Raw genomic sequence first — 23303 nt, forward strand, 5'->3', positions numbered from 1 at the left:
CCTTACGTCGTTGCTTGCTTGCTCGGGCCGTGCGCGCGCTCGATCAGATGTCGAGGAAGCGCACGTCCTTCGCGTTGCGCTGGATGAACGAGCGGCGGGACTCGACGTCCTCGCCCATGAGGATCGAGAAGATCTCGTCGGCGGCCGCGGCCTCGTCGAGGGTGACCTGCAGGAGCGTGCGGTGCTCGGGCGACATCGTCGTCTCCCACAGCTCCTGGTAGTCCATCTCGCCCAGACCCTTGTACCGCTGGACCGAGTTGTCCTTCGGCAGCCGCTTGCCGTTGGCCTGCCCGTCGGCGATGACGGCGTCGCGCTCACGGTCCGTGTAGACGTAGTCGTGGTCGGCGTTCGCCCACTTGATCCGATATAGCGGCGGCTGCGCGATGTAGACGTGACCGTGGGTGATCAGGTTCGGCATGTACCGGAACAGCAGCGTCAGCAGCAGGGTCCGGATGTGCTGGCCGTCGACGTCGGCGTCGGCCATGATCACGATCTTGTGGTACCTGAGCTTGGACAGGTCGAAGTCCTCACCGATGCCCGTCCCGAAGGCCGTGATCAGCGCCTGGACCTCCTGGTTGCCCAGCGCCCGGTCCAGCCGCGCCCGCTCGACGTTGAGGATCTTTCCGCGGATCGGGAGGATCGCCTGCGTGCGCGGGTTGCGCCCACGGACCGCGGAGCCACCGGCCGAGTCGCCCTCGACGATGAAGACCTCGCACTCCTCGGCCCGGCTCGACTGGCAGTCGCGGAGCTTGCCCGGCATGCCGCCCGACTCGAGCAGACCCTTGCGGCGCGTGGCCTCGCGAGCCTTGCGGGCCGCCATGCGAGCGGCAGCGGCCTGGATCGACTTGCGGATGACCTCACGGGCCTCGTTCGGGTGCGAGTCCAGCCAGTCACCCAGCTGCTCGTTGACCACGCGCTGCACGAATGTCTTGGCCTCGGTGTTGCCCAGCTTCGTCTTCGTCTGGCCCTCGAACTGGGGCTCGCCCAGCTTGATGGAGATGACGGCGGTCAGTCCTTCACGGATGTCGTCGCCCGTGAGGTTCTCGTCCTTCTCCTTGAGGATGCCCTTCTCCCGCGCATAGCGGTTGATCAGGGACGTCATCGCGGCGCGGAAGCCTTCTTCGTGCGTCCCGCCCTCGGTGGTGGAGATCGTGTTGGCGTACGTGTGCACCGACTCGGAGTACGCGTTGGTCCACTGCATGGCGATCTCGACGGCGATCCGGCGCTCGGTGTCCTCGGACTCGAAGTCGATGATGTCCGGGTGGACGACCTCCACCTTCTTGGCGCTGTTGAGATGCTTCACGTAGTCGACCAGGCCGTCGTCGTACTTGTACGTGACGTTGCGCGACGTCGGCGCCGTCTCCTCGTCGCCGGCGAGCTCGTCGCCGGTGCCCACGTGCTCCGGACGCTCGTCCGTCAGGGAGATCTGCAGTCCCTTGTTGAGGAACGCGTACTGCTGGAAGCGCGCGCGCAGCGTCTCGAAGTCGTACTCGGTGGTCTCGAAGATGCTGGGGTCGGCCCAGAACGTCTGCGACGTGCCCGTCTCGTCGGTCGGCTCGCCCTTCTGCAGCTCGCCCAGCGGCTTGCCGCCGTCGGAGAAGTTCTGCTGCCACGTGAAGCCGTCGCGCTTGACCACGGTCTCGACCCGTGTGGACAGCGCGTTCACCACAGAGATGCCGACGCCGTGCAGACCGCCGGAGACCGCGTAGCCGGCGCCGCCGAACTTGCCGCCCGCGTGCAGGATCGTCATGACGACCTCGACGGTCGGCCGGCCCTCGGTCGGGTGGATGGCGACCGGGATGCCACGGCCGTTGTCGACGACGCGCACGCCGCCGTCCGCGAGCAGCGTGACCTCGACGTGGTCGCAGTAGCCCGCGAGGGCCTCGTCCACGGAGTTGTCGACGACCTCGGACACCAGGTGGTGCAGGCCGCGCTCGCCGGTGGAGCCGATGTACATGCCGGGGCGCTTGCGCACCGCCTCGAGCCCCTCGAGCACCGTGATCGCGCTGGCGTCGTACCCGCCGTTGCCGCTCTTCAACGTGCTGGACGGGGTGGTGCTCTGCTCGGCCACGGGCGGTGGTGCTCCTCAAGCTCTCACACGCGACGGAGGGCGCCGACCGAACTTCACCGGATCGGATCACTCCATGACGCTGGAGTTCCAGGCACAGATGCGCCAGGAATGACCTTCACAGTCTACCTGGTGGACGGGCCTGGACCCTCTTTTCCCCGGGGCGTCGACCCTTGCATTCCTCGGTCAGCGGAACGTGTCGCGCTCGCCGCGCCCGGCGACCCTCTTCGGACCCGTCTTGAACCGAGGTCCGCCCGGGTTCAGCACGGTGATCTCGAGGACGATCCCGTCGCCGAGATCCGCCGCGAACCGCCCGAGCATCGCCGGTGCCAAGAACTTCAGCTGTGTCGCCCACGACGTCGAGTGCGCGCGCAGCGTGAGTGCCCCGCCCTCGAACGACACGTACTCGCAGTGCTCGGCGACCTGCGGGCCGACGAGCTCCGACCACCGGTGCTTGAGCACGCCCGCCACCTGGTCCGACGGCCCGCCCAGCTGGTCGAGCAGCCCGCTGACCGTCGAGCCGATGAGCTGCGGGTCGCGCGCACCCGGTCCGGCGGTCCCCACGGCCACCGGGACCAGCGGTCGGCGCCTCGCCGGGTCGCCCGGCCGGTACCCGCGCTGCGCGGCCGCGGCCTTCGCGCGACCCAGCGCACCGAGCGCCACCTGGCGCGGCGGGGTCAGCTCGACCAGGTCCCGCAGCGGGGTGTCTGCCGCCTTCGGCTGGGGGAAGAGCTCCTCAGAGGACACGCGCCACCTCACCGCCCATGACATCCACGCGCGCGCCCGCCAGCGGAGCCGGGACGTCGTCGGCCACGGCCGCTGTGATGAGTACCTGCCGAGCGGGTGCGACGAGCTCCGCGAGCCGGTCACGGCGACGGGCGTCGAGCTCCGCGAACACGTCGTCGAGGATCAGCACCGGCTCTCCGTCCGGACCCCAGTCGCCCCCGACCCCCTCGTCGCCGCGCGTCAGCAGCTCGTACGAGGCGAGCCGCAGCGCCAGCGCGAACGACCACGACTCCCCGTGGCTCGCATACCCCTTGGCCGGCAGCCCGCCGAGCGTGAGGACCAGGTCGTCCCGGTGCGGCCCGACGAGGCTGACGCCGCGCTCGATCTCCTTGCTGCGCAACCGGCCCATCGCTTCGAGCAGCTGCGCCTCGACCAGCTCGACACCGGCCGTGTCGTCGTCGATCTCGAGCACCGCGTCCAGCGACGCCTTGTACGTCACGATCGCGTCGCCCTGCCCTGCGCTGACCTGCGCGTATGCCTTCTCGATGTGCGGCGCCAGAGCCCTGACCAGACTCCGCCGCGCGACGATGATCTGCGCGCCGGTCTGCGCGAGCTTGGCATCCCAGACGTCCAGCGTGCGCAGGTCCGCACCCGCACCCCGCCGCGCCACGGCCGCCGACTTCAGCAGTGCCGATCGCTGACGGAGCACCCGGTCGTAGTCGGCCACGGTCCCCGCGACCCGCGGCGTGAGCTGGACCAGCAGGTCGTCGAGGAAGCGCCGGCGGCCGTCCGGGTCGCCCTTGACCAACGACAGGTCCTCCGGCGCGAAGAGCACCGTGCGCAGGATGCCGAGCACGTCCCGCGCACGGGTGGGCGAGCCGCCGTTCACCCGCGCACGGTTCGCCTTGCCGGGCGTGACCTCGATCTCGACCAGCGTCGTGCGCGGACGCCCGGGCTCCAGCTCACGGACGACCTTGGCCCGGACGACCGCACGGGAGGTTCCCGCGCGCACGAGCGCCGCGTCCGTCGGGACCCGGTGGCTGCCGAGCGTCGCGACGTAGCCCATCGCCTCGACCAGGTTCGTCTTGCCCTGCCCGTTGGGGCCGACGAGCGCGGTGATCCCCGGCTCCAGCGGGAGCTCGACCTGCGCGTACGAGCGGAAGTCCGTCAGGGAGAGGTGGGCGACGTACATCTGGTCCGGCTACAACGACTGCGACGGTGGCGTGCCGGTCACCGGACCGGTGGTTCCCGCGGGCTTCACGGCGTGGCCTCCGAACTGCTGGCGCAGCGCCGCGACCGCCTTCATCGCCGGGCTCTCCTCCTGACGGGAGGCGAACCGGGCGAACAGCGATGCGGAGATGACCGGTGCCGGCACCGCCAGGTCGATCGCCTCGTCGACGGTCCACCGGCCCTCGCCGGAGTCCTCGACCCAGTCGTCGATCTCGCCCAGACCCGGGTCCTGCTCGAGCGCCTTGACCAGCAGCTCCAGCAGCCAGGACCGCACGACGGTGCCCCGCTGCCATGCGCGCATGGTGCCGTGCACGTCCGTGACCAGGTCTTTCGCAGCGAGCAGCTCGTAGCCCTCGGCGTAGGCCTGCATCAGTCCGTACTCGATGCCGTTGTGCACCATCTTGGCGAAGTGCCCGGCGCCGACCGTTCCGGCGTGCACGAAGCCCTCGTCGCGCGGGCCCTCCGGACGTAGCGCGTCGAACACCGGCATGACCTTGGCGACGACGTCCTCGTGGCCGCCCACCATGAGCCCGTAGCCGTTCTCGAGACCCCAGACACCCCCCGAGACACCGGCGTCCAGGAAGTCGACACCGGTCTTGGCGAGGACGTCGGAGTGCTTCTGGTCATCCTGGTAGTACGAGTTGCCGCCGTCGATGAGGACGTCACCCGCTGTCAGCAGGCCGGCGAGGTCGTTCACGACGCTGTCGGTGATGACACCCGACGGAACCATCACCCAGACGACACGCTCACCGGCAGGGAGTGCCTCGACCAGCGCCTCGAGCGAGGGGACGTCGGTGACGTCCGGGTTCCGGTCGTACCCCGTGACCTCGATGCCCGCAGCACGGATCCGGGTGCGCATGTTCGCACCCATCTTGCCCAGACCCACCAGACCGATGTGCATGACTGTGCCTCTCTCGGAGCCGCGATCGCGCGTCCCACTGTGCCGCACGTGGCGGCGGTGCGCCGGTCAGCTGGCGAAGCGGATGGGGACCAGCAGGTAGCGGTACTCCGGGTTGTCCTCGCCGTCGAGCGACTCCTGACCCGTGAACTCCACGGGCTTGTTCGGGTGCGTGAACGACAACCGGACGAACGTGGTGCTCAGCGCGCCCAGACCGTCCAGCAGGAACTGCGGGTTGAACGCCACGGAGATGTCGTCACCGACGAGCGTCGCCTCGAGCGCCTCGGACGCCTGCGCGTCGTCGCCCTGGCCGGCGTCGAGGACGACCTGACCCTCGCTGAACGACAGGCGGATCGGGGTGTTGCGCTCGGCGACGAGGCTCACGCGCTTCGCGGCGTCCGCCAGGGCGTGCGTGCCGACGATCGCGTGGATGGGGGTCTCGTCCGGGAACAGCCGACGGACGGCGGGGTAGTCCCCGTCGACCAGGAGGCTGGTGGTCTGCCGGCCGGCCGCCTCGAACCCGATCATGTCGACGCCGGAGCCCGTGGACAGCGCCACCGTGACGGAGCCGGCGCTGCCGAGCGACTTGGCGGCGTCGGACAGCGTCCGGGCACGCACGAGCGCGACCGTCGAGATGTCCGGCGACGACGGCTTCCACGTGAGCTCGCGCAGGGCGAGCCGGTAGCGGTCGGTGGCCAGGAGCGTGACCTTCTCGCCCTCGATCTCGACCCGCACGCCTGTGAGCAGCGGCAACGTGTCGTCCCGGCTGGCGGCGACGGAGACCTGGGCGACCGCGTGGGTGAGCTCGTCGCCGTCGACGGTCCCGGTGGTCGGCGGCATGACCGGAAGGTTCGGGTAGTCCTCGACCGGCATCGTCAGGAGCGTGAACCGGCTGGCTCCGCAGGTCACGACGACCTTGGTGCCGTCGAGGACGACGTCCACGGGCTTGTCGGGCAGGGCACGGGAGATCTCCGCGAGCAGGCGACCCGAGACCAGGACCGTGCCGGCCTCGCTCACGTCGGCGGGGATCTGCGACCGCGCGGAGACCTCGTAGTCGAAGCTCGAGAGCTGGACCGTGCCCGTGGTGTCGGCCTCGAGGCGTACACCTGCCAGGACAGGGACCGGCGGCCGAGTGGGCAGGCTGCGCGCCGTCCACGTGACGGCGTCCGCGAGAACGTCACGGTCGACCCGGAACCTCATACCTCACCTCTCGTCGAGCTGGCCTGGCCGGCACTCCGTCACGGGTTGTGCGGGGGTCCAGGCGGGCAGGCGTCAGGCGAACACTACGCGAGTGGTCCGACGCTCGGTACGGGCATGGGGATGACAACGACAACCGTGTCGTTCGCCGCGGTGCGTCGGCCGCCTCACGTCCTCTGGCGGTGTGTGGATCCCCCTACTAGAGAAGTGTCATCGTCGTCATCGGTCCTGTGCACTGTGTGGATCGTCGATGTCCGTGCAGGTCAGGTCCCGATCAGGCTGTGTATCCCGGTTGTGGGCCGATCCGGACGTGCGGTGGACGAGCGTGGACGGCTGTCGACGGCCGGTTCTGTGTCCACCGGTCAGGTGCGCGCCGTCCACATCGCGATGGCGTGTCATCCACCGTCGTCCACAGGTGAGTGCACAGGTGTGGAGATTCGTCCCATGCATGTCTCATCCGGAGGGTGAAGGTTCGAGTCAAGGGCTTCGAATCGATTCGACGGTGAGAGTTGTCTCATGCCCAGATGCCCGGAACGCCCGTTTGTGAACGCACACATTGCTCCCGCGATGTCCGTTTGGTGGCGTTGTCGCAGGTCAGGTGACCGCAAGGCGTTGTCAGGAGCAACGATGCGCCGAATGGGTGAACCGTGTCACAAGTGTCCCCAGGCTCCTGTGGACAGCTGTGGATAACTAGGGCCGATTCCTGCCCCGTCAGCCCCTGTTCTGCTGCTTGATCCGGTTCGTCAGCTCGGTGACCTGGTTGTAGATCGACCGTCGTTCCGCCATCAGCTCGCGGATCTTGCGGTTCGCGTGCATCACCGTGGTGTGGTCCCGGCCACCGAACGCCTGCCCGATCTTGGGCAGCGACAGGTCGGTCAGCTCACGGCACAGGTACATGGCGATCTGACGGGCCGTGACGAGCACGCGCGAGCGGCTGGACCCGCACAGGTCGTCGATGCTCAGCCCGAAGTACGCCGCCGTCTGGCCGATCACCTGCGTCGCGGTGATCTCCGTCGTCTGGTCGTCGGTGATGAGGTCCTTGAGGACGATCTCCGCGAGCGACAGGTCGACCTGCTGCCGGTTCAGGTTGGCGAACGCCGTGACCCGGATCAACGCACCCTCGAGCTCGCGGATGTTGGTCGAGATCTTGCTCGCGATGTACTCGAGGACGTCCGGCGGCGCCTGGAGGCGCTCACTGCCGGCCTTCTTGCGCAGGATCGCGATGCGGGTCTCGAGGTCGGGCGGCTGGACGTCGGTGATCAGGCCCCACTCGAAGCGCGACCGCATCCGGTCCTCGAAGCCGTTCAGCTGCTTGGGCGGCAGGTCGGACGTGATCACGACCTGCTTGTTCGCGTTGTGCAGGGTGTTGAACGTGTGGAAGAACTCCTCCATCGTCTGTTCCTTGCCCTGCAGGAACTGGATGTCGTCGATGAGGAGCACGTCGACCTCGCGGTAGCGCCGCTGGAACGCGCCGGCCTTGCCCTCGCTGATCGAGTTGATGAAGTCGTTGGTGAACTCCTCGGAGTTCACGTAGCGCACGCGCACGCTCGGATAGAGGTTCTGCGCGTAGTGGCCGATCGCGTGCAGCAGGTGGGTCTTGCCCAGACCCGAGTCGCCGTAGATGAACAGCGGGTTGTACGCCTTGGCCGGTGCCTCGGCGACCGCGACCGCGGCCGCGTGCGCGAACCGGTTCGAGCTGCCGATGACGAACGTCTCGAAGAGGTACTTCGGGTTCAGCCGTGCGGGCTCGGCCGGCATCCGGCGGTTCGCCGGCGGCGGCCGGTCGTCGTTGCGACCGCCGTACCGGCGCTCACGCACCTGGTCGTCCCGGTCGTCCTGCCCGTCGTCGGGCACCAGCGACAGGTCGGGGCGGGCGTCGCGACGAGCGTCGGCCTCGTCGGCCTCCCGCTCGTCGCGCGACTGGCTGTACGGCTCGTGCCGCTGGTCCGCACCCGAGCCGACGACACGGAGGGCAGGAGGTGCGTCCTCGGCGAGCTCCGGGTCCACCGTGATGGCGAAGCGAGCCTCACGGTCGAGGGCGGCGCTCAGAGCAGCAGTCACCTCGCCGCGGACACGCGACTCGAGGTAGTCCTTCGTCAGGTCGTTGCCGACCGCGAGCAGGAGCGTCCCGTCGAGGAGTCCCAGCGGCCGTGCCAGCCGGACGAACGCGATCTGGCGCGGCGTGATGTCCGGACTCGACTCGAGGGTCGACACCACGTGACCCCAGACCCGGGAAAGCTCTTCGTCCTGTGACACGTGCTACCTCAGCTGTTCGATCGCGTGGGTGGTCGAGTCTCGCACGACCGTGCGTTGTCCACACAGTTGTCCACACCTGTGAGCAGTTGGCCGCGCCGGCGTCATGGGTGCTCAGACACGATGAGGACGGCCCGTCAGTCGCCGTTCTGCAGTTGCTGGCCGTCGGGCTTCGCAGCCGTCCACCACGTCGTGATCCACAGGCCGCACGCCCCCGGCGACGATGACCGATGCTAGTGGTCCGAGGCAGGTACGGGGAGAGCCCGGTGGGGTGACGTCGTTGCCCGTGTGGGCGGATCGTTCCGGCGAGTCGCGCGCATTTGACCGGCCAGTACGGCGGGAAGTACGGTATTGCAGCCTTCTCGATGGCCCCTGCTGGCGCGCCCTGACGCCGCACGCACGCGATGCGTGTCCTGGGAGCAGTTCGATCTCGGCAGCCTGAACCTGGTCGCGCGGCACATGCGAGGCCCACCCGATGTACTTGGAGACTCTCGTGAGCAAGCGCACCTTCCAGCCGAACAACCGGCGCCGGGCCAAGACCCACGGCTTCCGCCTGCGGATGCGTACCCGCGCCGGCCGCGCGATCCTGGCGGCACGTCGTCGCAAGGGCCGCGCGGAGCTCTCGGCCTGACACCACCGTCGGTGCTGTCCGCTGCGCACCGGATGCGCCGCGCTGCCGACTTCGAGCAGGCGGTGCGCCGAGGCGCGCGCGGCGGACGGGACACCCTCGTGGTGCATCTGACGACCAGGACCGATCACTCGCCCTCCGGGCCGGTGGTCGGTCTTGTCGTGTCCAAGGCGGTCGGGACTGCGGTGACACGCAACCTCGTCAAGCGTCGTCTGCGCGAGCTCGTCCGCGCGCGGTTGGCAGCGATGCCCACCGATGCCGGCATCGTCGTGCGGGCCCTCCCGCCCGCTGCGACACGCTCGTTCGACCTGCTGGGTGCCGACCTGGACGCCGCGCTGGAGACAGCCGCCCGTCGCGCTCGACGCCGGACCGAGGCGTAGTCATCCCATGACTATGCGATCGGTTGTCCGCGGAATCGTGCGTGCGCCCGCCCGTCTCCTGCTGCTCCTGCTGAAGGCGTATCAGCGGTTCATCTCCCCGATGACCCCGCCGACCTGCAAGTTCTACCCGTCCTGCTCGCAGTACGCCGTCATCGCGGTGCAGCGCCACGGCGCGATCCGCGGGACGGCGCTCGCCGCCTGGCGGGTGCTCCGCTGCAACCCGTGGAACCTGGGTGGCGTGGACGACGTTCCACCAGCACGATCCGTTCACCACCATCACGACGTGGCCCCGTCCACACACTGACCCCCCGAGGAGTTCTGCCCGATGGACTGGTTCGACGGTCTGCTCAAACCGATCATGGTCGTCGTGGCCTGGATCATGGTCCAGTTCCACGCGCTCTTCAGCACCATCGGGCTCGACCCCGCCGGCGGTGCCGCATGGGCACTGTCCATCGTGGGACTCGTGATCGTGATCCGGATCCTGCTGATCCCGCTCTTCTTCCGGCAGATCAAGGCGTCGCGCGGCATGCAGCTGCTCGCCCCCGAGATGCAGGCGATCCAGAAGAAGTACAAGGGCAAGACGGACCCCGCCTCCCGGGAGGCGATGAGCCGCGAGACGATGGCGCTCTACCGCGAGCACGGCACCAACCCGTTCGCCTCCTGCCTGCCGATCCTGCTGCAGTCCCCCATCTTCTTCGCGCTCTTCCGCGTCCTCATCGAGCTCCCGGGCATCGCCGACGGCACCTATCCCCCGATCGGGCCGCTGTCGCCCGAGCTCGCGGCCCAGGCCGAGGCGGCGACGATCTTCGGTGCGCCGCTGTCCGGCACGTTCATGCAGGCCGGCGACAACTGGCACATCAGGGTTGTCACGGTGGTCCTGATCATCGCGATGTCCGCGACCACGTTCCTCACGCAGCGCCAGCTCACGATGAAGAACATGCCGCCCGCCGCACTGCAGGGTCCGATGGCACAGCAGCAGAAGGTCCTGCTCTACGTGCTGCCGCTGATCTTCGCCTTCTCCGGCGTCAACTTCCCCATCGGTGTCCTCATCTACTGGACCACCACCAACCTGTGGTCGATGGGTCAGCAGTTCTACACGATCCGTCGCATGCCGGCCCCGGGCTCCCAGGCCGAGATCGCCATGAAGGAGCGCAAGGCCAAGAAGGCCAAGGCGCATGGCGTGATCGAGGAAGACGCTGCGCCCGTGATCATCGAGGAGAAGCCGCGCGGCCAGCGCGAGCAGCCGAAGCGCAAGGACCGCAACAAGCCGAAGCCTGTGATCGACGAGATCAAGGACAAGCCCGTCGCTCCCACAGACGGCGACGCCGACGGGCCCAGTACTCCAGCGCCAGGCGCACCCACCAAGCCAAAGAAGTAGCGCACCCGCGCGACGATGATCGGAGAGAGAACTCCATGACTTCGACCCAGCCCGACGCTGTCCCCGTCGAGAGCACCAGCACCAAGCGTCTCGAGGAGGAAGGCGAGATCGCCGCCGACTACCTCGAGGAGCTCCTCGACATCGCCGACCTCGACGGTGACATCGACATCGACATCGACCACGGCAGGGCGGCCGTGGAGATCGTGTCCGAGGACCCGGCCGACAAGTCGCTCTCCCGGCTGGCCGGCCATGACGGAGAGGTCCTCGACGCTCTCCAGGAGCTGACGCGTCTCGCTGTCCAGGCGAAGACCGGCGAGCGCAGCCGCCTGATGCTCGACGTCGCCGGCTACCGCTCCGCTCGTCGGGCGGAGCTGGTGACCGTGGCCGAGGAGGCCATCGCGCGAGTGAAGGAGTCCGGCGCAGCCGTTGCGCTCGACGCCATGAACCCGTTCGAGCGCAAGGTCGTCCACGACGCCGTCGCGACAGCAGGGATGTCGAGCGACTCCGACGGTGTCGAGCCGAACCGGCACGTGGTGATCCGGCCGGCGTGACATAGCCTCCATAGCGTGGACGAAGGGGTGGGCCGGTGGCCTACCCCTTCGTCGTTGGTGGCGATGTTTCACGTGGAACGGGAGCGCACGGTGCGGGACGTATTGCGACTGTGCTGTGACGTCAGGTGTGTTCTGCCGCCAGGGTGAGTTGCTCTGTGGCGGGCTCCGCGTCGCGCGGTGGGCGATGGAGTCGGGTCACCGACCGTCACAGGCGTGTCAGAACCTGGGGGCGCCTGTGCGCTCTTGCCTGGTGCGCGGACGCGAGCTCAGCAGGATTGCGCGAGACCCTCGCCCGTGAATCGCTCGGCGCGAGCGCTTCAAACACATTGCCAGGGTCGGCTGACGTCTTCGAGTCCTAGGCCTTGTTTCACGTGGAACATTCGAGCGCCAGCCGAACGCGAGCGTGCGTTCCGGCCCTGGTCCGCGAGTGCGGGTGCCAGCTTGGCGAAGCTCGCCGCGCCGGTGGAGAGCCGGTTCTCACATGTGAGTCGGGGTGGCCAACACCCCCAGGGCAGTCGGCCGGGCATCGCGCGCGTCGGTTCATTCCGAGGCGATCGGTCGTCAGTTCGACCACACTGCCGCGGTGGTGCCGTGGTGCCGTGATGTCGGTCCGTGGGACTTCATGGCGATCCACGCTCGGGAGGGTGTCGCGTAGACGCTTCGATGGGTCCGCTCGAGACCGCCACCGCTCCCTGGGCATGCGGACTGCCACCGGGCGCGTTGCCGCTGGCCTGTTCGTGCGGACGTGCACCTGCGTCTGCCCCGTCCGTCCCCAAAAGGGTGCGCGCGAATGGCGTACCTGGGCCGTAGGTCGCGTTGTTTCACGTGGAACCGTCGGCTGCTCTTCACGGAGCTGCATGACGCACTGGCTTCATCGGTGCTCTCAGGGTTCGCCACGGTCGACTGCACGACGTCGCGCGACAGCGCTGACTGGAGTCTGGGCCCGTCCCATCGCGATTGCCGGTTCCTGTCGGCGCCCGACCGAGTCTTGGGAGTCGTGCCGGCTGCAGGGGGCGTGTGGGCGTGCTTGGCACGCAGAGGTCTGCAGCCCTGTTGTTTCACGTGAAACCTGCGGCCCTGAAAGTTCGCCCCGGTGTGCTCGCAGTGGGCCGTCGCTCCTTCCACTCCCAGGCTGCCCTGCAGCACGCGTGTGGGGGTGGAGCGATGCGTGCCGGTGGCTAGAAGGACCGTTGATCAAGCGCGGTCCACACATCCTCACAGTGGGGCGTCGTCCGCGATTCGGCGGAAGGGGTCGCCACGACACCCCCGTTGACCAGGAGCCGCCCGTGGCGCCAGCATCGGACTCCCTCAGTACATGTCGAGCACAGCCAGTGCGGACACGCAGGTCATTGAGCGGCACCAACCCAAGCCGCGGTGCCGAACAGGCCACTCGATGGGCTGACCGTCGTCGTGAGCCAACCACGCAGGGGTGACTCTCTGCATTGGAAGCTTGCTGTAGTCGTCCGATGGCGCTCGGGACACGTCACACTCTGACTTCGCGGGCGCGAACTGCCACAGCCCTGACTGGAGCCGTCTGCCGACGAACGAGTCGCCCGCGGAACCTCACCCACGACGATGGAACGATGCCGTGATGCGACGCTCGGCTGCGCCGATCGGCCGTGGGACGACGCTCGGCTGCGCCGATCTGCCGCTCGAACCTGCGCCCGCTCCTCACGCCGGGAGCCCTTCGCCACACTGCTCGTGCCTGAACTCACGTTCGGGCTAGGCAGAGAAGGTCGGGCGTGAGAAGCGGTCAGCTCGGCGCTCGCAAACGAGGCGGGAGTCAGACACGGTCGTGCTCTGTTTCACGTGAAACAGAGCGTGGGCAACAATGCGATTCGCGGGAAGCCGCGCTCCGGCGGCCGACCTCGGGGACGTTGCCGAGCGCGTCCTTCCCGTGGTGCTCGCCCACTCGGGCAATGACCACCTGGCGTGGTCGGGGCGGCAAGTACCCGCTGCTGGAGATCTTGCGAGTGCTCCGGAGGGTGCTCGGCGGGCTCCCGCACGACCTGACGAAATGGGGCGGCGGCGAGCAGGCAGGGCGCGGCACCGTCGGCACGAGGGCCGCCTGGCCAACGACATCGGTTGAACGGCGATGTCGGGCCCCGATCCCTCCCACGTGCCGGTCCGAGCTGGTGGCGCTTCGATTCCCTCACAGGAGGCTTCCGCGTCGCTGTCGCTAGACGCTGGAACTGACGAGCGACGCACTCCATGAGGTGGCGGGCCAGGCACAGCACCTCCCGCTGATCGGCAGGTGATCCGAACTCCGAGCCGTGACGGGCGCCGAGAGCGAGTCTGGGAGCGCCAGCCTCGTTGGAGCCATCCGCGCAGAGGCAGTCTCTTGTCGACGCTCGAAAGCCTTAACCGGAGGTGCGGGCCAGGTTCCCGACCACGGTCGTCGGGTGCAGTAGGCGCCACGACGCTGGTCACCGGGTTGTCGAAGTTCAGGCCGGGGACTCGACGGCCTGGAACCAGTGCGGCGAGAACCCCCGAGACCGAGCGGAGCTGCCCGCGCATCGCGCAGGCGCGCGGGCGACTCTGGATGTCCGAGCAGGGCGAATCTGGATGTCCGAGTAATGGCAGTCCTGCCGACGCGCCATCACCCAGACGTAGCGCTAACCAACAGGGAGCGCCTCGACCGGAAGCGATCGAGTGCAGACAGCACGCGAGACGGCTCTGTCACAGGTGCAAGGGGCGGTCCGGTCCAGACACGACTCGAAGCCGTCAGCCGTTCCACGCCGCCCGACCGGGCACCGGGCAACGAGCGCAACGAATGACGGCTGTCCCGGAACGAAGGACGCTCCGGTGTGCCGTGGGCGCGAGTCCAGCGTCCCTCGGAGATGCGCAGCGGGAGACGTGCCCCACGCTGACGCACGGACTCTGGCGAGTCGCTGGCTGCAGCGATCTGGCCGAGCCAGAAGGGACGGTTCTACATCGACGCGATGCTGGTGAGCGACGGCCGGCCGCGGCGACGAGCGACCTGCAAGCCCGGGGCGGCGCATCGCCCACCTGAGCGCTCCGGGCCGGGGGCCACAAGGCAGGCCAGCACACCTGCGAGCCGATGGTGTTTCACGTGAAACACGCAACGACGTGCGCAGATCATGCCCCCATGGCGAGCGTGCTGCGACCAGTCGCGGAGGCGCACGCTTCTGACGGACATGCGGCGGAGGGCCGCGGATCGACAGCACGCCACGGCGCCACGCGCTCTTGGAGTCTGGTGCGGGTGCTTGGCACCGGAGCATGCCAACGACGGGCGGACGAGGCGACGGGTGGGTCTGCCGGTGAGGACGCAGTCATGTGAGCGCGTCAGCCGGGAGATGGTCGCGCCAGCGCAACATAGGCACCCTGGATCTGTTTCACGTGAAACAAGGGCGTGCCGCCGAGGAGCAGGCGATGCCCAGGTCTCCGGCAGGAGGGGATCCTGCTTTGCGGTTGCCGACATCCACGGTCGATGAGATGAACAGTCCGTCGCTCCGGCCAGCCTGCGGATCAGAGGGCGCCAGGCCCGGGCGACATGGCCGGGGCGAGTGAACTGACCAGCGCGATGGCTGGGCGTCGCGGTCCGACCGGGAAGCACGATGCGGTGGTCGACTAGCCCCGCGTCGTCGGGCGTGCGGTACGGTCTGCGCCGCTGACTCTGAAGAGCTTCTCACGCGATCAACGACTCGCTGGGCCGTGACTCGCAGCCTCAGGGTCGACGTCGTCCGCTCCGCCCGAGGAGCGCAGAGGTGGACGTTGCAGGCCTGCGAACTGCACCTATGCGTCGAGCAGCGCCAGCAGCCGCGTGCAGGTGGGCTCAGCGCTGGTCACTCCTCGCCGCTCCTGACCGGCGACCCGCGACGTCTCCAGGAGGACCGCGCGAATGAGTCCCGCTTGTTGTTTCCTGCAGTCGTCGTGGACAGCGGGATGGTTGGAGTCCAGCACGGTACGGTAGGGCCGCGACGGGCCGAGACCAGGTCGTCGCGCGGCTCACGCAGACGCTTCTGAGAGTCGGCACGCATCTCGTTTCACGTGAAACCTGGGGGACCTGACGGTGACGGAAGCTCAGTCGGAAATGACCGACGGAGCAGACCCGCTCGACGGCGACGATCGGCTTGAACCGTTCTTCGGCTCCGCGTGGCCTGCCGTCAAGGGGTTCCATGATCTGCTCGTCGACCAGGGTGAGCTGCGGGGCCTCGTCGGCCCTCGGGAGTTCTCACGCTTGTGGGAGCGGCACCTCTTGAACTCCGCCGCGGTGGTGCCGTTCCTTCCGACGGAAGGTCGGATCATCGACCTGGGGAGCGGCGCCGGTCTGCCGGGGATCGTGGTGGCAGCGATGCTGCCCTCGGCCGAGGTTGTGCTCCTGGAACCGATGGAACGCCGAACGGACTGGTTGAGCGAGGTGGCGGAGAGCTTGCAGCTCGACAACGTCGTGGTCCGGCGTGGTCGTGCGCAGGACGAGCACGGCACCCTGGTCGGCGACGCTGTCACGGTTCGAGCCGTTGCATCTCTGGAGAAGCTCTATCGCTGGGCCATCCCGCTGTTGAAGCGTGGCGGAACACTCGTCGCGCTCAAGGGGAGCAAGGCGGAAGAGGAGATCGAAACGGCCAAGCACGTCGGCCGCAAGCTCGGTGCTGGAGTTGCGTCCGTCGTGGACGCACCCACGATCGAGGGGGTCGAGGTGACGAGGGTGGTCCGCGTCGTACGGGAGGCTGTGCCTGGTGTTCGGTAGGAAGAAGCGTCGACAGGAAGAGGCGGCGGCCGCACAGGCTTCCGACGCAGCAAGCAGCCAGGGCAGGGCGCCAGAGCCAGACGCCTCCGCGGAGTGGTCGCCACAGCCGGCGACTCCCGCGTCGCAGCCGCCCGTCGCACAGCCGACGCCGACCTTCGCACCGTCCCAGGCGGTCCCAGCCCAGCCCCAACCGGTGCTCGCCCAACCGCAGCAGCCCGTCGCTCCGGCGCCGCTCTCGACACAGGGATCCGCGACTCAGCCGCAGCAGCCTGTCGCTCCGGCACCGCACGTGACCGAGCCTGCGCCGACTCAGGCGCCGCCCGCGGCCCTTCTGCCGCAGCCGACGCAGCAGGCACGGGCGTCGTTACCGCTGGGGCACCCCGGCTCTGGCCCGGTGGGGGACGGTCGAGTCGACCAGCCACCCGTCGCTGCAGCGACCCCGACGGTTGCAGAGCCGACCGGCCTGCGGCAGGCGCCACCGCCGGCAGGCCCTCCGCCCAGTCCTGCCGCGTCGCAGACGGTGCCCACGGAGGCGGCGGGGTCGGCAGACCAGGTGACGACAGGCACCTCCGCCGTCCGGGAAGGGCAGGAATCCCCGGCAGGGACGGTCGGCGCACAGAACGCCGTAGGAGACGACGAGCGCGGTGCGGCCATGGACCGAGGGTCACCTTCTGGTGCTGGCGGGGGTGGCTCGACGTCGCCGACCGAGGGCGCTCCGGGCGAGGATCGCGGGGCGTCCGACGCCGGCGGGATGACCGCCAAGCTGCGCACCGCCGACCGCAAGCCGGTGAGCGCGGGCGAGCCGTACATTCCCATGGTGAGTGCCCCAGCCAGCCCGTCGCAGGCCTCTGTTTCACGTGAAACACCAGCCGCCGCTGATGCTGGCGTGCTTCCGGCGGACACCGCCAGGTCATGGGATGACGAGGATGTCGCCGCAGGTCATCGCTCCGACGAAGGAACTCCTCCGCTGATCGGCGCGGCCATCGTGTCGTCCGAGGCGGATCTCACAGTCGACTCACCCGGCGCCGAGGGCCGTGATGGCTCAGAAGTCGATCGCGAGCGTGACACCATCTCGCCCATGGCGCCGCGACATGACCTCGACCCGGAGGAGACTCGTCGCGCTGCGCTGGTCGAGAGCCTGCCGGTGGTCACTGACGACACCCCGTTGATGGCCGAGCTCAAGCAAGACGCCCGACGCCGGATCGAGCTGCAGGGGCGCCGGTTCCCGCGCCCCGAGCAGACCCGGGTGATCACGGTCGCCAACCAGAAGGGCGGCGTCGGCAAGACGACGACCACCGTGAACATCGCTGCGGCGTTGGCGCAGGCGGGGCTGAACGTCCTCGTGCTCGACAACGACCCGCAGGGCAATGCGTCGACAGCACTCGGCGTCGAGCACCGCGCGGGCACGCCGTCCATCTACGAGGTCCTGGTCGACGGGGCGCCGCTGGCGGAAGCTGTGCAGGAGAGCCCAGACGTCCCGAACCTCTGGTGCCTGCCGGCGACGATCGACCTGTCGGGCGCTGAGATCGAGCTGGTCTCGATGGTCGCCCGAGAGACCCGGCTGCGGAACGCGCTCGACACCTACCTGGAGTGGCGGGTGGCGAACGGGCACGAACGCATCGACTACGTGTTCGTCGACTGCCCGCCGAGCCTCGGGCTCCTGACGGTCAACGCGTTCGTCGTGGCACGTGAGGTCCTCATCCCGATCCAGTGCGAGTACTACGCGCTGGAAGGACTGAGCCAGCTGCTCAAGACGATCCAGCTGATCCAGGCACACCTGAACCCGCAGCTGCACGTCTCGACGATCCTGCTCACCATGTACGACGCGCGGACCAACCTCGCGCAGCAGGTAGCGACCGAGGTGCGGACGCACTTCCCGGAGCGAACACTCCGCACGACCGTTCCCCGCTCGGTCCGGATCTCCGAGGCGCCGAGCTACGGCCAGACCGTGATGACCTACGACCCGGGCTCGTCCGGCGCGCTGGCATACCTCGAGGCCGCCCGTGAGGTGGCGGAGCGGGGAGCCATGGAGTTCAAGGACGACACGAACGACGGGCGGTCGTCGAACGGCGGCACCCACCAAGCAGCACACGAGTACCAGGCGGCTTCGCCCGTCCTTCAGGAGGAACAGTGAGCGAGAAGCGACGCGGTCTGGGCCGGGGCCTCGGGGCCCTCATACCGACAGGCCTGGACGGTCAGCGACCCACCGGGGCCGAGCGTCCCGTCGACGTGTTCTTCCCGGACCCCAAGCGGGAGAACGGCGAGCCGGCGGCACCGGTCGCGGTCGCGACGGCGACGCTGACGGAGGTACCGCCCACGTCGACGCCTGACGGCACGGCGGCAGCGGCCACGAACGGCACACCGACGGCGGACGTCACGGCTGCCGACGTGACCGTGGCAGCGGCAGAGGTCGCGCAGCCGGCCGTCGTGGAGCCGAAGCCGGCGGACGTCTCTCCCGTCGACGGACTGGTGCCTGTGCCCGGGGCACGGTTCGCGGAGCTTCCGGTGGGCGAGATCCGCCCGAACCCGAAGCAGCCGCGCACGGTGTTCGACGAGGACGCGCTCGAAGAGCTGGTCGGCTCGATCCGCGAGGTCGGTGTGCTCCAGCCGATCGTCGTGCGTGACGCGGGCGACGGCTACGAGCTGATCATGGGCGAGCGGCGTTGGCGTGCGACGCAGGCGGCCGGGCTGGCGACGATCCCGGCGATCATCCGGGACACCGAGGACTCCGACCTGCTGCGCGACGCGCTGCTGGAGAACCTGCACCGGTCCGAGCTGAACCCGTTGGAGGAGGCTGCTGCGTACCAGCAGCTGCTCGACGACTTCGGCTGCACGCACGAGCAGCTGGCGACGCGCATCCAGCGGTCCCGCCCGCAGATCTCGAACACGCTCCGTCTGCTCAAGCTGCCGCCGCTGGTGCAGCGCCGGGTCGCGGCCGGGGTGCTGTCCGCGGGGCACGCTCGCGCGCTGCTCGGGCTGAGCGACGGTGCCGCCATCGAGCGTCTCGCGCAGCGGATCGTCGCCGAAGGGCTGTCGGTCCGTGCGGTCGAGGAGATCGTCTCGCTCGGCGGCGACGCGGAGCCGACCGCGCGTCGCGCTGCACCGCGGGCGGGTGTGAAGAACGAGGCCCTCGACCACCTGGCGGCGCGGCTCTCCGACCGCTTCGAGACCCGCGTCAAGGTCAGCCTGGGGAAGTCCCGCGGCCGGCTCACGGTCGAGTTCGCGTCGGTCCAGGACCTGAACCGCATCCTGGCGAGCCTTGCCCCCGAGGACCCGGGCCTGCTCAAGGGCTGATCTGTACGATCGAAAGCGTACGAGTCGTACAAATGTGGTGACTCCGCAGGTCAGCGTCTCAGCGACGCCTCGACGAGCGCCCGGTAGAGCGTACCGAGCGACAGTCCGGCTGCCTCCGCGGCCTGCGGCAGGAGTGATGTCTCGGTCATCCCCGGCGCCACGTTGACCTCGAGGAACCACGGGGTGCCTTCGGCGTCGACGATCAGGTCGGTGCGAGACAGTCCGTCGAGCCCGAAGGCGCGGTGTGCGGCGACGGCGAGATCCGCGACCGCGGTCGACACCTCGGGCGACAGCCGTGCGGGCGTGAAGTACTCGGTGCGGCCGGGGTTGTAGCGGGCGTCGAAGTCGTACGGCCCGTCGGTCACGATCTCGACGGCGGGCAGCGCGAACGGTCCGTCGCCGGTGTCGACGACGCTCACCGCGACCTCGGTCCCGATGACGGCTCGCTCGACGAGGGCGGTGTCGCTGTACGCGAAGCAGCCCACCATCGCCTCGGGGAGCGCGTCGGCGCTGGTGACGAGGGTGACGCCCAGGGCGGACCCACCGCGGGAGGGCTTCACCACGACGGGCAACCCGAGCGTGCCGACGATGGCGTCGAGGACCTGACGCGCACCGAGCTCCCGGAACAGCGACTGCGGGAGCGTCACGAAGTCAGGTGTCGCGAAGCCGGCCTGGGCGGCGACCGTCTTGGCGATCGGCTTGCTCCAGGCGATCCGGCTCTCGCGCGGACCGGTGCCCAGCAGTCGCAGTCCGAGCAGCTGGACGACGTCGCGCACGGAGCCGTCCTCGCCGCTGGTCCCGTGGAGGAGCGGCCAGACGAGGTCGGGCTGCAGCTGCACGAGCGCGGGCACCAGGTCGGCGTCGACGTCGTGGATCGAGACGTCCACCCCGACGGAGCGCAGGGCGTCGGCGACGCGTCGACCGGATCGCAGCGAGACGTCGCGCTCGTGGGAGAGCCCCCCGGCGAGGACGACGACGCGAGGCGACGGTGCAGTGGTGCTCACGGTGAGTGGACTCCGATGGCGTGACGAGCGGTGACGTGACGAGCGATGACGTGACGAGCGATGACGGCAGGACGAACCAGAACCGCGGGACGAGCGAGGACCGCGGGACGAGCGACGGAAGAGAAGGAGGCCGAGTCAGCCGGGCACCTCACGAGATTCCCACGAAACCGCAGGTCAGGCGACATCCGGACCAGGTTGCTGCACGTCCGCATGGCCGACCGAACCAGTGGTGCCGAACAGCTCGACGAGCTCACGCTCGCCGGCGACGACCCCCGCGAGCCGTCTGACACCCTCACGGATGCGTTCGGGGGTGGGGTAGCAGAAGGAGAGCCGCATGTGGTCGGCGCCCGAGCCGTCGAAGTAGAAGGCAGTGCCGGGCACGTAGGCGACCCGGGCGGTGACGGCCCGCGGCAGCATGTCCTTGGCGTCGAGACCGTCGGGGAGCCGCACCCAGGTGTAGAAACCGCCGTCGGGGACGTTCCAGGAGGCCTCGGGAAGGTGCTCGGTGAGCGCGGAGATCATGGCGTCGCGCCGCTCGCGGTACTGCTCGCGGTACGACTTGATCTGACCGCGCCAGTCGCAGGTGGCCAGGTAGGTCGAGATCGCGATCTGCGACGCGTTCGAGGGGCAGAGGATCGCGGACTCGCTGGCCAGGACCAGCTTCTCGCGCACGGCGTGCGGGGCGACGACCCAGCCGACGCGGTACCCGGGGGCGAACGTCTTGGAGAACGACCCGAGGTAGAGCACACCCTCGTCGTCGAGGGAGCGCAGGGCGGGGACGGGTTCGCCGGAGAACCCGAGCAGGCCGTACGGGTTGTCCTCCAGCACCAGCACGCCGTAGCGGCGCGCGATCTCGAGGACCTGTGGGCGACGGTCCGCGGAGAGGGAGACACCGGCGGGGTTGTGGAAGTTGGGCACGGTGTAGAGGAACTTGACCCGGCGTCCCTCGCGGGCGAGCGCGGCGAGGGTGGACTCGAGCGCGGCCGGGATCAGGCCGTCGGCGTCGATGGGGACGTGCACGACGTCGGCCTGGTAGGCCCGGAACACCCCGAGCGCCCCGACGTAGGACGGGGCCTCCGCGACGACGACGTCGCCCGGGTCGATGAAGATGCGGGTCACGAGGTCGAGCGCCTGCTGGGAGCCGGTGGTGACGACGACGTCGTCGGGGTGCGCGTCGATCCCTTCGAGCGCCATGACGTCGAGGATCTGCTCGCGCAGGGTCTCGTCGCCCTGGCCGGAGCCGTACTGGAGTGCCTGCAGGCCCCGGGTGGCGACGACGCGCTGAGCCAGCTCGCCGAGGATGTCCAGCGGGAGGCCCTCGAGGAACGGCATGCCGCCGGCGAGCGAGACGACCTCGGGCCGGTTGGCGACGGCGAACAGCGCGCGGATCTCCGAGGAGCGCATGCCGTGGGTGCGTTCGGCATAGGAGCCGATCCAGCGGTCGAGGCGTGTCCCGGTGCCGGCGGCGGAGGACGTGGGGGGGCCCGACGTCTCGCCGTCGGGAACCGGGTGCTCAGTCATGCACCCGAGTTTCGCACGGCGGAGCCGTGCACCTCGCACCGTTCCACGTCGACACACGTGTGCCCCCCGCCCGAACGGGCGAGGGGCACACGGGAACACACCTCAGACGTCGGCGAGAACCTTCTCGATGTCCTCGGCGATCATCGACTTCGGCCGCGCGCCGATCACGGACTTCACCAGCTCACCGCCGGCGTAGAAGTTCAGCGTCGGGATGGAGACGATGCCGTAGTCGCCGGTGACCTTGGGATTCTCGTCGGAGTTGAGCTTGACGATCTTCACGCGGCCCTCGTACTGCCCGGCGAGCTCCTCCAGCACCGGCGCCACCATCCGGCACGGTCCGCACCACGGTGCCCAGAAGTCGACGATCACGGGGATCTCCGACTCGAGGACCTCGGCCTGGAACGTCTCGTCGGTGACGGGGGTGGTGGTGCTCATCAGCTCTCCTCGAAGAACAGGCCCTCGGTGGGCGGGACCGGGTGGCCCAGATCGGCCAGGGCTGCCAGGAAGTTCTGGGCGTCCAGCGCAGCGGCGCAGCCCGAGCCGGCCGCCGTGATGGCCTGCCGGTAGGTGTGGTCGACCAGGTCGCCGCACGCGAAGACACCGGACAGGTTGGTGGCCGTGGTGCGGCCGATGACCTGGACGTAGCCGTTCTCGTCGAGGTCGATCTGGCCCTTCAGCAGCTCGGAGCGCGGCACGTGGCCGATCGCGACGAACACGCCCGTGGCGGGGTGCTCACGCGTCTCGCCCGTGACGGTGTCGCGCAGGGTGACGCCGGTGACCTTGTTCTCGCCATGGATGGCGACGACCTCGCTGTTCCACGCGAACTCGATCTTCGGGTCGTTCGCGGCGCGGTCCGCCATGATCTTGGAGGCCCGCAGGTGGTCGCGGCGGTGCACGAGCGTGACGCGCTTGCCGAACCGGGTCAGGAACGTGGCTTCCTCGACCGCCGAGTCGCCGCCGCCGACCACGATGATCTCCTGGTCACGGAAGAAGAACCCGTCGCACGTGGCACACCACGAGACGCCGCGGCCGGACATCCGCTTCTCGTCGTCGAGGCCGAGCTCGCGGTACGCGGAGCCGGTGGCCAGGACGACGGAGCGCGCCTGGAACGTCTCTCCGCCGAGCGTCTGGATCGTCTTGACGTCACCGTCCAGGTCGAGCACGGACGCGTCGTCCCACAGCACCTCGGCGCCGAACTTCTCGGCCTGCTTCTGCAGACCCTCCATCAGCTCGGGGCCCTGGATGCCGTCGGGGAACCCGGGAAAGTTCTCGACCTCGGTGGTGTTCATCAGGGCGCCGCCGGCGGTGACGGACCCCGCGATCACCAGCGGGGCCAGGCCCGCGCGTGCCGCGTAGATCGCGGCGGTGTAGCCGGCAGGACCCGATCCGACGATGACGAGATCGCGGACGGTGGTGGACTGGTCGGTCACGTGAGGTCCTTGCGTGTTCGGCGTGCCGGAGACG

The 23303-nt window shown here is 69.2% G+C and carries 18 protein-coding genes; 8 read left to right on the plus strand and 10 right to left on the minus strand.

Annotated elements, in window-relative coordinates:
- Nucleotides 1-43: 43 nt before the first annotated feature.
- The 6 genes from gyrB to dnaA all read right to left on the minus strand — a co-directional run bounded on the left by gyrB (nt 44) and on the right by dnaA (nt 8375).
- The gene (gene gyrB / locus J2X26_RS04405; RefSeq protein WP_307490141.1) at nt 44-2071 is read right to left on the minus strand and encodes a DNA topoisomerase (ATP-hydrolyzing) subunit B; all 2028 of its coding nucleotides are present in this window, start codon (nt 2069-2071) and stop codon (nt 44-46) included.
- A gap of 183 nt (nt 2072-2254) precedes the next feature.
- A complete protein-coding gene (locus tag J2X26_RS04410) occupies nt 2255-2815 on the minus strand; it encodes a DUF721 domain-containing protein (RefSeq protein WP_307490143.1) in 561 nt (186 codons plus the stop codon).
- Nucleotides 2805-3986, minus strand: a complete 1182-nt coding sequence (gene recF, locus J2X26_RS04415) for a DNA replication/repair protein RecF (RefSeq protein WP_307490144.1) — start codon at nt 3984-3986, stop codon at nt 2805-2807. The genes J2X26_RS04410 and recF overlap by 11 nt, the downstream gene beginning before the upstream one ends.
- A 9-nt stretch (nt 3987-3995) precedes the next feature.
- The gene (gnd, locus tag J2X26_RS04420; protein ID WP_307490145.1) at nt 3996-4925 is read right to left on the minus strand and encodes a phosphogluconate dehydrogenase (NAD(+)-dependent, decarboxylating); all 930 of its coding nucleotides are present in this window, start codon (nt 4923-4925) and stop codon (nt 3996-3998) included.
- A 66-nt stretch (nt 4926-4991) separates the two neighbouring features.
- The gene (dnaN, locus tag J2X26_RS04425) at nt 4992-6122 is read right to left on the minus strand and encodes a DNA polymerase III subunit beta (protein ID WP_056018536.1); all 1131 of its coding nucleotides are present in this window, start codon (nt 6120-6122) and stop codon (nt 4992-4994) included.
- Between the two features lie 708 nt (nt 6123-6830).
- Nucleotides 6831-8375 carry a chromosomal replication initiator protein DnaA gene (gene dnaA, locus J2X26_RS04430; RefSeq protein ID WP_307490146.1) on the minus strand — a complete coding sequence of 515 codons (1545 nt, stop codon included), beginning with the start codon at nt 8373-8375 and terminating at the stop codon, nt 6831-6833.
- 490 nt (nt 8376-8865) lie between these two features.
- On the opposite strand from dnaA, the gene rpmH reads away from it, so the two are divergent.
- From rpmH to J2X26_RS04470, 8 genes are all read left to right on the plus strand, one after another.
- Nucleotides 8866-9003, plus strand: coding sequence for a 50S ribosomal protein L34 (gene rpmH, locus J2X26_RS04435; RefSeq protein ID WP_010849920.1), 138 nt, complete (start codon nt 8866-8868; stop codon nt 9001-9003).
- 11 nt (nt 9004-9014) lie between these two features.
- Nucleotides 9015-9380 (plus strand): ribonuclease P protein component, encoded by a 366-nt coding sequence (gene rnpA / locus J2X26_RS04440; protein WP_307490147.1) that lies wholly within the window; start codon nt 9015-9017, stop codon nt 9378-9380.
- 7 nt (nt 9381-9387) lie between these two features.
- The gene (gene yidD / locus J2X26_RS04445) at nt 9388-9684 is read left to right on the plus strand and encodes a membrane protein insertion efficiency factor YidD (protein WP_307490149.1); all 297 of its coding nucleotides are present in this window, start codon (nt 9388-9390) and stop codon (nt 9682-9684) included.
- 21 nt (nt 9685-9705) lie between these two features.
- Complete coding sequence (gene yidC, locus J2X26_RS04450) at nt 9706-10758, plus strand: membrane protein insertase YidC (protein WP_307490150.1); 1053 nt, start codon at nt 9706-9708, stop codon at nt 10756-10758.
- Between the two features lie 35 nt (nt 10759-10793).
- Entirely contained in the window at nt 10794-11309 is a 516-nt protein-coding gene (locus J2X26_RS04455) for a Jag family protein (RefSeq protein ID WP_307490151.1), read from the plus strand.
- A gap of 4033 nt (nt 11310-15342) precedes the next feature.
- Nucleotides 15343-16020, plus strand: coding sequence for a 16S rRNA (guanine(527)-N(7))-methyltransferase RsmG (rsmG, locus tag J2X26_RS04460; protein WP_307490153.1), 678 nt, complete (start codon nt 15343-15345; stop codon nt 16018-16020).
- A 751-nt stretch (nt 16021-16771) separates the two neighbouring features.
- The gene (locus J2X26_RS04465) at nt 16772-18154 is read left to right on the plus strand and encodes an AAA family ATPase (RefSeq protein WP_307490154.1); all 1383 of its coding nucleotides are present in this window, start codon (nt 16772-16774) and stop codon (nt 18152-18154) included.
- Nucleotides 18151-19314, plus strand: coding sequence for a ParB/RepB/Spo0J family partition protein (locus J2X26_RS04470; RefSeq protein WP_307490155.1), 1164 nt, complete (start codon nt 18151-18153; stop codon nt 19312-19314). The genes J2X26_RS04465 and J2X26_RS04470 overlap by 4 nt, the downstream gene beginning before the upstream one ends.
- Nucleotides 19315-19364: 50 nt before the next feature.
- On the opposite strand, the gene J2X26_RS04475 is transcribed toward J2X26_RS04470, so the two are convergent.
- From J2X26_RS04475 to trxB, 4 genes are all read right to left on the minus strand, one after another.
- Nucleotides 19365-20318 carry a D-alanine--D-alanine ligase family protein gene (locus J2X26_RS04475; RefSeq protein ID WP_307490156.1) on the minus strand — a complete coding sequence of 318 codons (954 nt, stop codon included), beginning with the start codon at nt 20316-20318 and terminating at the stop codon, nt 19365-19367.
- A gap of 174 nt (nt 20319-20492) precedes the next feature.
- The gene (locus tag J2X26_RS04480) at nt 20493-21839 is read right to left on the minus strand and encodes a PLP-dependent aminotransferase family protein (protein ID WP_307490157.1); all 1347 of its coding nucleotides are present in this window, start codon (nt 21837-21839) and stop codon (nt 20493-20495) included.
- A 102-nt stretch (nt 21840-21941) separates the two neighbouring features.
- Nucleotides 21942-22274 carry a thioredoxin gene (trxA, locus tag J2X26_RS04485; RefSeq protein WP_307490158.1) on the minus strand — a complete coding sequence of 111 codons (333 nt, stop codon included), beginning with the start codon at nt 22272-22274 and terminating at the stop codon, nt 21942-21944.
- Nucleotides 22274-23269, minus strand: coding sequence for a thioredoxin-disulfide reductase (gene trxB / locus J2X26_RS04490; RefSeq protein ID WP_307490159.1), 996 nt, complete (start codon nt 23267-23269; stop codon nt 22274-22276). Before trxB ends, trxA begins: the two co-directional genes overlap by 1 nt.
- Nucleotides 23270-23303 lie beyond the last annotated feature (34 nt).

The sequence above is a fragment of the Cellulomonas humilata genome (assembly GCF_030814415.1).
GTDB classification, from domain to species: domain Bacteria; phylum Actinomycetota; class Actinomycetes; order Actinomycetales; family Cellulomonadaceae; genus Cellulomonas; species Cellulomonas humilata_A.